The following is an 8,560-nucleotide window of genomic DNA, read 5'->3' on the forward strand; positions in this document are numbered from 1 at the left end:
AATCGTGCTGGCGATCGTGCTGCAACCGCTGGTGAGCCTGCTGCCGGTGCCGGGGCTGACAGCGCCGTTCATCCTCGCCTGCTGGCTGCTGCAACTGGGCACCCACGCCCGGCGTCGGCCGCTTGCACAGCTGCGGGCCAGCCCCTAGGCTCTGCTCCATCTTGTAATGGAAAGCGCCCATGAACACCCCTTCGAGCTGGCGCGAGCGGCTCTACGTCATCGTCTTTCAAACCGACACCGTTGCCGGCCGGCGCTTTGACAGCATCCTGCTGCTGATCATCCTGGCCAGCCTGATCACGGTCATCCTCGACAGCATCGACGAGGTCCACCAGGGCTACGCGGGGCTGCTGGCGTGGATCGAATGGGGCTTCACCGCGATCTTCCTGGCCGAGTACATCACCCGCCTGTACTGCTCGCCCAAGCCGCTGCGCTATGCCTTCAGCTTCTACGGGCTGGTCGACCTGCTGGCGATCGTGCCGGGGATCATCGCGCTGTACTACAGCGATGCGCAGTACCTGCTGATCATCCGTGTGATCCGCATGCTGCGCATCTTTCGCGTACTCAAGCTCAGCCCCTACCTCAAGCAGGCGCACTATCTGCTGGCGGCGCTGCGCGGCAGCAAGCAGAAGATCATCGTGTTCCTGGTCAGCGTGTCCACCCTGGTCACCGTGTTCGGCACCCTGATGTACGTGGTCGAAGGCCCGCAGCACGGCTTCACCAGCATCCCCAAGGGCATCTACTGGGCCATCGTCACCCTGACCACCGTGGGCTTTGGCGACATCGTGCCCAAGACCCCGCTGGGCCAGGTGATCTCCTCGATGGTGATGATCACCGGTTACTCGATCATTGCCGTGCCCACCGGTATTTTCACCGCCGAACTGGCCAACGCGATGCGCGGCGAACAGCTGCAGCACGACTGCCCGGTGTGCCGCAAGCACAGCCATGAGCACGGCGCCGCGTTCTGCTCGCGCTGCGGCAATGCGCTGTTCAAGAAGATGGAATAACCACAGCACTTTTTAATCTTTAAGCGCCTAAGGCCGAGCCGCTATAGTCGCTGGCATAATGCCTTTTACCCCAACTCGAACAAGGAACGCGCAGTGAAAAAACTCTTTGGTGCCTCGCTTCTGGCGGCGGGCCTGGCCCTGAGCAACCTCGCCCAGGCCGCCCCGACTACCCTGCTCAACGTCTCGTACGACGTGATGCGCGACTTCTACAAGGACTACAACGCCGCGTTCCAGAAGCACTGGGAAGCCGAGCACAAAGAGAAGATCACCGTGCAGATGTCCTTCGGCGGTTCGAGCAAGCAGGCGCGCTCGGTGATCGACGGCCTGCCGGCCGACGTCATCACCATGAACATGGCCACCGACATCAATGCGCTGGCCGACAACGGCAAGCTGGTGCCGGACAACTGGGTCACGCGCCTGCCCAACCACAGCGCGCCGTTCACCTCGGCCACCGTGTTCATCGTGCGCAAGGGCAACCCCAAGGCATTGAAAGACTGGCCTGACCTGCTCAAGGACGGCGTACAGGTGATCGTGCCCAACCCCAAGACCTCGGGTAATGGCCGCTACACCTACCTGTCGGCCTGGGGCTATGTGCTCAAGAACGGCGGCGACGAGACCAAGGCCAAGGACTTCGTCGGCAAACTGTTCAAGCAGGCACCGGTACTCGACACCGGTGGCCGTGCCGCCACCACCACGTTCATGACCAACCAGATCGGCGACGTGCTGGTGACCTTCGAGAACGAAGCCGAGATGATTGCCCGCGAGTTCGGCCGTGACCAGTTCGAAGTGATCTACCCGAGCGTGTCGGCCGAGGCCGAGCCACCGGTGAGCGTAGTGGACAAGGTGGTGGAAAAGAAAGGCACCAGGGCGGCCGCCGAACAATACCTGAAGTACCTGTGGTCGCCCGAGGCCCAGGAGATTGCCGCCAACAACTACCTGCGCCCGCGTGATGCGACGGTGCTGGCCAAGTACACCGACCGCTTCCCGAAAGTCGACTTCCTGTCGGTAGAGAAGACCTTCGGTGACTGGCGCACCGTGCAGAAGACCCACTTCAACGATGGCGGGATCTTCGACCAGATCTATACCGGGCAGTAAGGCTGGGTGAACACTCCGGGGCCCGTGATGGGCCCCGGATTTTTTCTGCCCGGCATTCAGGGTCTGGCGGTGCACACAAAACCCTGTGGGAGCTGGCTTGCCAGCGAAGAATGCGACACCGTTTCGAACTTGCACACCAATTGCCGATCAGTTCCTTGGACTACCCTTCCCGTCATTCACGGCTCAAGGAGTGCCCAGTGACTCGATTGCTCACCCTGCTGCTCGGTTGCCTGCTCAGCACGCAACTGCTCGCCGCCAGCCTGATCCCCACCACCGAAGCCAGCGAGAAGGAACCCGAACCCGTTGTCCAGGGCGGCCTGCTCGGGGCGCTGGCCAACAGCTTCGACGATGTCAGCCAGGAGCTGGATGTCGACGGCCACCTGATCGACGCCTGGCGCCTGCGCGCCAACCGCGCCAGCAACGAAGTCAACCAGCTGGTAGACCGCCATGCCGAGGACTCCCTCGACCTGCTCGGCGACTTCGCCCTGCTCACCCTGACCTGGCTGGTGGTCTTCGTCGTGCTCAGCAGCCTGGGCCGCGTACTGACCCACCGCAGCAACCGCAGCCGCCTGCTGCGCGAGCGGCCGCGGGCACAGAAGCTGCTTGGCTACCTGCTGCCCTACACCGTGCCCGCGCTGGCCAGCCTGCCCGCCACGCTGTACGTCAGCACCCGCCTGCTCGACCCCTCGGTGGGGCGTGCGCTGGGCCTGAGCCTGGCCTACGCCACCAGCAGCGGCCTGTTCTCGACCTCGATCATCCTGTGCCTGATCACCGTGTTCGACACCGGCCACAAGCGCACCGCGGTGCGTATCATTCGCCAGCTCGCCCCGCGCGCGTTGTTCATGATCGGCTTTCTGGCCGCCTGGGCCGATGCCCTCACCAGCCCGCAGATCGCCCGCCAGCTGGGCGGCAATATCACCAGCAGCGTGGCGGTGATCACCGGCCTGCTGGCCACCCTGTCGTTCGCCGTGCTGGTGATCCGCCTGCGCCGTCCGGTGGCCCACCTGATCCGCAACCGCGCGCTGCAGGATCGCCTGCAGCATCGCGCCCTGCAGGAGACCCTGCGGATTTTCTCGTGGCTGTGGTACCTGCCGATCCTGATGATGATCCTGGTGTCGGCAATCAACCTGATCGGTGCCGGCGAAGAAAGCCAGAAAGCCCTGCAGAAAGCCCTGTTGACCACCATCCTGCTGATCGGCACGGTGTTTCTCAGCACGGTGCTGCAGCACCTGTTCAAGACCCACGACATCGACCCCGGCCAACGCCTGCGCCCCTACAAGGAGCTGCTGCGCAACCTCGTCCACGCGTTGCTGCGCATTGCCACGGCCATCGGGTTCATCGAACTGCTGGGGCGTATCTGGGGTTTCTCGGTGCTCGACTTCGCCCTGCGCAACACCCTGGGCCGCGCCATCAGCGACTCGCTGAGCAGCATCGGCCTGATCCTGCTGGTGACCTGGCTGTTGTGGGTGGTGATCGACACCGCGATCCAGGAAGCACTCAAGCCGACCGCGGGCCGACGCCAGTCACGCCAGCCCAGCACACGGGTGCGCACCATCCTGCCGATGCTGCGCAACGCCATCAAGATCGTGCTGGTGGTGATCTGCACCATCACCACCATGGCCAACCTGGGCATCAACGTCGCGCCGCTGCTGGCCGCGCCGGGTGGTGGGCCTGGCCATCGGTTTCGGCTCGCAGCAACTGGTGCAGGACGTGATCACCGGGCTGTTCATCCTGATCGAGGACACCATCGCCATCGGCGACTGGGTGGTGCTCGACTCCGGCCATGCCGGCACCGTCGAGAGCCTGACCATCCGCACCCTGCGCCTGCGCGACGGCAAGGGCTTCGTGCACTCGGTGCCGTTCGGCCAGATCAAGGCCGTCACCAACCAGTCGCGCCAGTTCGCCTATGCGTTCTTCTCGGTGCAGTTCAGCTACCAGACCGACGTCGACAGCGCCCTGCAACTGATCCGCGAAGTGGGCCAGTCGATCAGCGAAGACCCGATCCTGCGCCACAGCCTGCAAGGGCCGCTGCAGGTGTTCGGGGTCGACAGCATGAACCTCAACGGCATCACCCTCACCGCCCAGTTCCGCACCAGCTCCGGCGGCCAGTACGCCGTCAACCGGGCGTTCAACGAACGCCTCAAGAAACGCGTCGACCAGGCCGCCGACGTGAGCTTCGCGCAGTACTACCCGCAACCGGCACAGGGGCGCGACGTAGCGAAATAAACACGCGGGCACGCAACCTTCCCGGCATGGGAAGGTAGTGCTAAAGTCGCCGCCATGACTTTTCCCCGTGCCGACCGCTCGCTGATTGCCTGGACGCTGTACTTCAGCGTGCTGTTCAATCTGTTCGCCTGCGGTATCGGCCACGGGCAGATGATGGGGCTGCAGCTCAACGGCATCGGCGGTGCGTTCTGCTCGGCCATGGGCAACCCCGGCCCGACCCTGAACAGCGATTACAGCGATCAGGGCGTGGCCGGCTGGGACAGCCTGCAGACCTGCCCGGTCTGCGCCGCCGCCGTGGTGTGCCTGGTCCTGAGCCTGGTGCTGGGCTGGCTGCTGGCCTTTACCCGCACCCGGCGCTACCACCGCGAGCTGCACAGCAAGGCACCGCCACGTTACTGCTGGCCGTCAGCCAACCCACGCGCCTCTCCCCTGCTGGCTTGATCCGACCTGGCAGCCTCGCGGCTGCCTGTAACCGGCATGTGCCCTGGCGCCCGCGTGGCGCATGGGGCGGCATGCCGCTGGCTCAATCCCAGAGTGTTCACCATGATGACCCGCTCACCCCATTTGCAGGGCTGCACGGCCCTGCTCTGCGCCCTGTCGTTCAGCGCCCTCGCCGACGACGCGCTCACCCTGCCCGAACTGCACATCAGCGAACGTGCGCGCACCCCGGATGGCATGCAACTGGACACCCCCGCGCACACCGGCTCGCGCCTGGGCCTGACGCCGCGTGAAACGCCGGCCTCGATCAGCCTCGTCAACCGCCAGCAAATCGAACAGCGCGGCGCCAGGACCACCCAGGACATGCTCGCCGGTGTGCCCGGCCTGAACGCCGCCTCGCCGCCGGGCTCGGCCGGCTCGGTGTCGTACCGCGGCTTTTCCGGCGCGCAGATCACCCAGCTGTTCAACGGCATCAGCGTGCAGTACGACTCGATTGCCGCACGCCCGGTCGACAGCTGATCTACGACCGGGTCGAAGCGGTCGGCGGGCCGTCGAGCTTCCTGTTCGGCGCCAGCGCAGTGGGCGGTTCGATCAACTACATCACCAAGCTCGCCAGCCGCACCGAAGACTTCAACGAAGGCCGCATCAGCTATGGCTCGTACGACAGCAGTGAAACCTCGTTCGGTTTCAACCATGCGCTGAACCCCAACAACCATGCGCGCCTGGACTTCAGCCACACCCGCAGCAACGGCTACGTCGACCGCGAGGAGCGCGATGCCTGGAGCGTGGCGTTCTCGCTGCTGACCGACATCAACGACCAGCTGTCGCACACCCTGGCGCTGGAATACCAGAACGAAAGCGTCGACAGCCCCTACTGGGGCAGCCCGGTGCTCAACCCGCTGGGCGGCGAGATGAAGGTCGACGAACACCGTCGCTTCGACAACTACAACGTCGAAGATGGCCGCTACGAGCAGCGCGTGCGCTGGCTGCGCTCGATCACCGAGTACCGTTTCGACGACGCCACGTCGCTGCGCAATACGCTGTACCACTACAACACCGAGCGTAATTTCCGCAACCTCGAAACCTACACCTACAGCGCCGACAACCGCCGCGTGCAACGCTCCGGCAGCCTGCTGCAGCGCCACGACCAGGAGCTGAACGGCAACCGCCTGGAGCTGTTGCATGACAGCCCGTGGCTGGGCCTGCGCAGCCAGTGGTCGGCGGGCCTGGACTACAGCCATAACGTGCAGCTGACCTACCCGCGCTCGGGCACCGCCGCCGGCAGCGTCGACCCCGAGCATTTTGCACCGGGGCACTTCTACGACCTGCCGGGCATGTTCCCCGGTTACGAGAAGAACCGGCAGAACAGCGTCGATACCTGGGCCGGCTTTGTCGAAAACCGCCTGGCGCTGACCGACCGACTGTCACTGCTGAGCGGGCTTCGCCACGACAACATCGACCTGCAGGTGCGCAACTACCGCGTCGTCAGCGAGGCCAACCCGGCCCGGTTCAAGCGCCGCTACCGGCCGACCACCGGCCGTGTCGGCCTGGTCTACGAACTGACCCCGGCGGCCAACGTGTACGTGCAATACAGCACCGCGGCCGACCCGCCGGCCGGCATCCTGACCACTGCCAGCTTCGGCCAGGTGCGCGATTTCGACCTGAGCACCGGCAAGCAGATCGAGGTGGGCAGCAAGTTCGACTTTCTCGACGGGCGTGGCGCAGCCACCGTGGCGGCCTACCGCATCGAGCGCGACAACCTGGCCACGGCCGACCCGGCCAACCCCGGCTTCACCCAGCCGGTGGGCAAGCAATCGTCGCGGGGTGTCGAGGTGGCGGCCTCGCTGCGCGTGACCCCGCCGTTGCTGGCCGAGGGCAACATCGCCTATGTCGATGCGCAGTACGACACGTTCAACGAAACCGTGGGCGGCCGTACGTTCTCGCGCAAGGGCAACACCCCTACCAACACCCCCGACCGCGTCGCCAACCTGTGGCTGACCTACGACCTGGACCCCAGCTGGCAGATCGGCGGTGACAGCCGCTACGTGTCGTCGGTGTACGCCGATGCGGCGAACACCCGGTATGCGCCGTCCTACACCCTGTTCGGCGCCTTCGTCGGCTACAAGGTGGATGCCGATACGCGCATCACTGCGCGGGTGCGCAACCTGACCGACGAAGTGTACGCACGCTGGACCTCGGCGAGCATGCTCTACCTGGGTGCGCCACGCACCTTCGAACTGGCGGTGCAGACCCGCTTCTGACCGGCCGGGCCGAGGTCACAGGCCTCGGCCCTGAAGGAGCATCACGATGAAGCGATATCTGTACCTGTGGCACCGCTGGCTGGGCATCGGCACCTGCGTGGTCATGGCGCTGTGGTTCGTCTCGGGCATGGTCATGTTGTATGTCGGCTATCCCAAGCTGACGCCTCGCGAGCACCTGGCCCACCTGCCGGCTCTGTCAGCGCAGGGCTGCTGCATCCCTCTGCAGGAGGCCTTCAAGGCAGGCGAACCGCAGCCCCTGCGGGTGCGCCTGAGCACGGTGGCCGGGCAGCCGACCTACCTGTTCACCTATGCCGGGCGCGGCGACATTGCGCTCGATGCCCGTACCGGCGAGCGCATCGCCCCCACCGAGCGCGAACGCGCCCTGGCCAGTGCACGGCAGTACGCCCCACAGGCCGAGGCGCAGTACCAGGGCGAGGTGCAGGAAGACCTGTGGACCCATTCACGTGCACTCGATGCGCAGCGCCCCTTGCACCGCGTTCAGTTGGACGATGCCGATGGCACGCTGCTGTACCTCTGCGGGCAGACCGGTGCGGTGGTGCGCGATGCCAGCGCCAGCGAGCGTGGCTGGAACCTGATAGGCGCCTGGCTGCATTGGCTGTACCCGCTGCGCGGTATCGGCCTGGACGGGCTGTGGAGCAACCTGGTGATCTACGGGTCGCTGGCGGCGTGCGTGATGGCCGTACTCGGGACGGCCGTTGGCGTGATGCGCTGGCGCTTCAGCCGGCCTTATCGCAGCGGCTCGCGCTCACCGTACAAGGGCTGGGCGCGCTGGCACCACCTGGGCGGCTTGCTGTTCGGTGCGCTGGCGATCACCTGGATCTTCAGTGGGCTGATGTCGATGAACCCGTGGCGGGTGTTCAGCAGCGCGGCTGCGCTGGACACCGCGGCGTATCAGGGTGGGCCGCTGGAGGCCTCGGCATTTGCAGTCACGCCGGCACAGGCGTTGGCGCGCTTCGAGGCGCAGGGGTTCAACGCACGTGAGCTGGAGTGGCGGCTGATTGGCGGTGTGGGTTACCTGGTGGGCCAGGACGGCGCCGGGCGAACACGCGTGTTGTCGATGCGTGACGGACAGGTGCTGGAACGCCTGCCGCGAGCGCTACTGGAGCAGGCGGCGCGCGCAATCGAACCGACGCTGCAGGTGGAGCAACTGGAGGCCTACGACTTCTACTACTACGCGCGGGCCGAGCAGAGCATGCTCGGGCATCTGGAGAAACGCCTGCCCGTACTGCGGGTGCGCTTCGATGACCCGGCGCAGACCTGGCTGCACCTGGACCTGTACACCGGCGAGATACTCGGGCAACTGGACCAGCCACGGCGTGCCTCGCGCTGGCTGTTTGCGTTGCTGCACAGCTGGGACTGGCTGCCGCTGCTGGTGCGACGGCCGTTGTGGGACGCGTGGATGATCGTGTTCAGCCTGGGTGGGCTGGTGCTCAGTGTGAGTGGCGTGGTGATGGGCTGGCGCCGCTTGCGGCGCTAGCACCCTGGATCGGCGGTGGAGCCCTTCGCTGGCAAGCC

4 protein-coding genes and 3 pseudogenes are annotated in these 8,560 nt (G+C 65.6%); all 7 read left to right on the forward strand.

The window, feature by feature from the left end:
• A pseudogene (locus tag G3436_RS21755) lies at window positions 1–148 on the forward strand (urea transporter); the annotation flags it as partial.
• 31 nt (window positions 149–179) lie between these two features.
• On the forward strand, window positions 180–1,004 hold the full coding sequence (locus G3436_RS21760) for an ion transporter (protein WP_163949328.1): 825 nt from the start codon (window positions 180–182) through the stop codon (window positions 1,002–1,004).
• A 93-nt stretch (window positions 1,005–1,097) separates the two neighbouring features.
• Window positions 1,098–2,099, forward strand: coding sequence for a sulfate ABC transporter substrate-binding protein (locus G3436_RS21765; protein WP_163949330.1), 1,002 nt, complete (start codon window positions 1,098–1,100; stop codon window positions 2,097–2,099).
• A gap of 197 nt (window positions 2,100–2,296) precedes the next feature.
• Window positions 2,297–4,325, forward strand: a pseudogene (locus G3436_RS21770) (mechanosensitive ion channel family protein).
• Window positions 4,326–4,379: 54 nt separating this feature from the next.
• Window positions 4,380–4,766, forward strand: a complete 387-nt coding sequence (locus G3436_RS21775) for a DUF2946 domain-containing protein (RefSeq protein WP_163949333.1) — start codon at window positions 4,380–4,382, stop codon at window positions 4,764–4,766.
• 105 nt (window positions 4,767–4,871) lie between these two features.
• Window positions 4,872–7,024 (forward strand): annotated as a pseudogene (locus G3436_RS21780) (TonB-dependent receptor).
• A gap of 46 nt (window positions 7,025–7,070) precedes the next feature.
• Window positions 7,071–8,522: a PepSY domain-containing protein gene (locus G3436_RS21785; RefSeq protein ID WP_163949336.1), complete on the forward strand. Its 1,452-nt coding sequence runs from the start codon at window positions 7,071–7,073 to the stop codon at window positions 8,520–8,522.
• The last annotated feature ends 38 nt before the right edge of the window (window positions 8,523–8,560 follow it).

This window comes from Pseudomonas brassicae (assembly GCF_010671725.1).
Classification (GTDB): domain Bacteria; phylum Pseudomonadota; class Gammaproteobacteria; order Pseudomonadales; family Pseudomonadaceae; genus Aquipseudomonas; species Aquipseudomonas brassicae.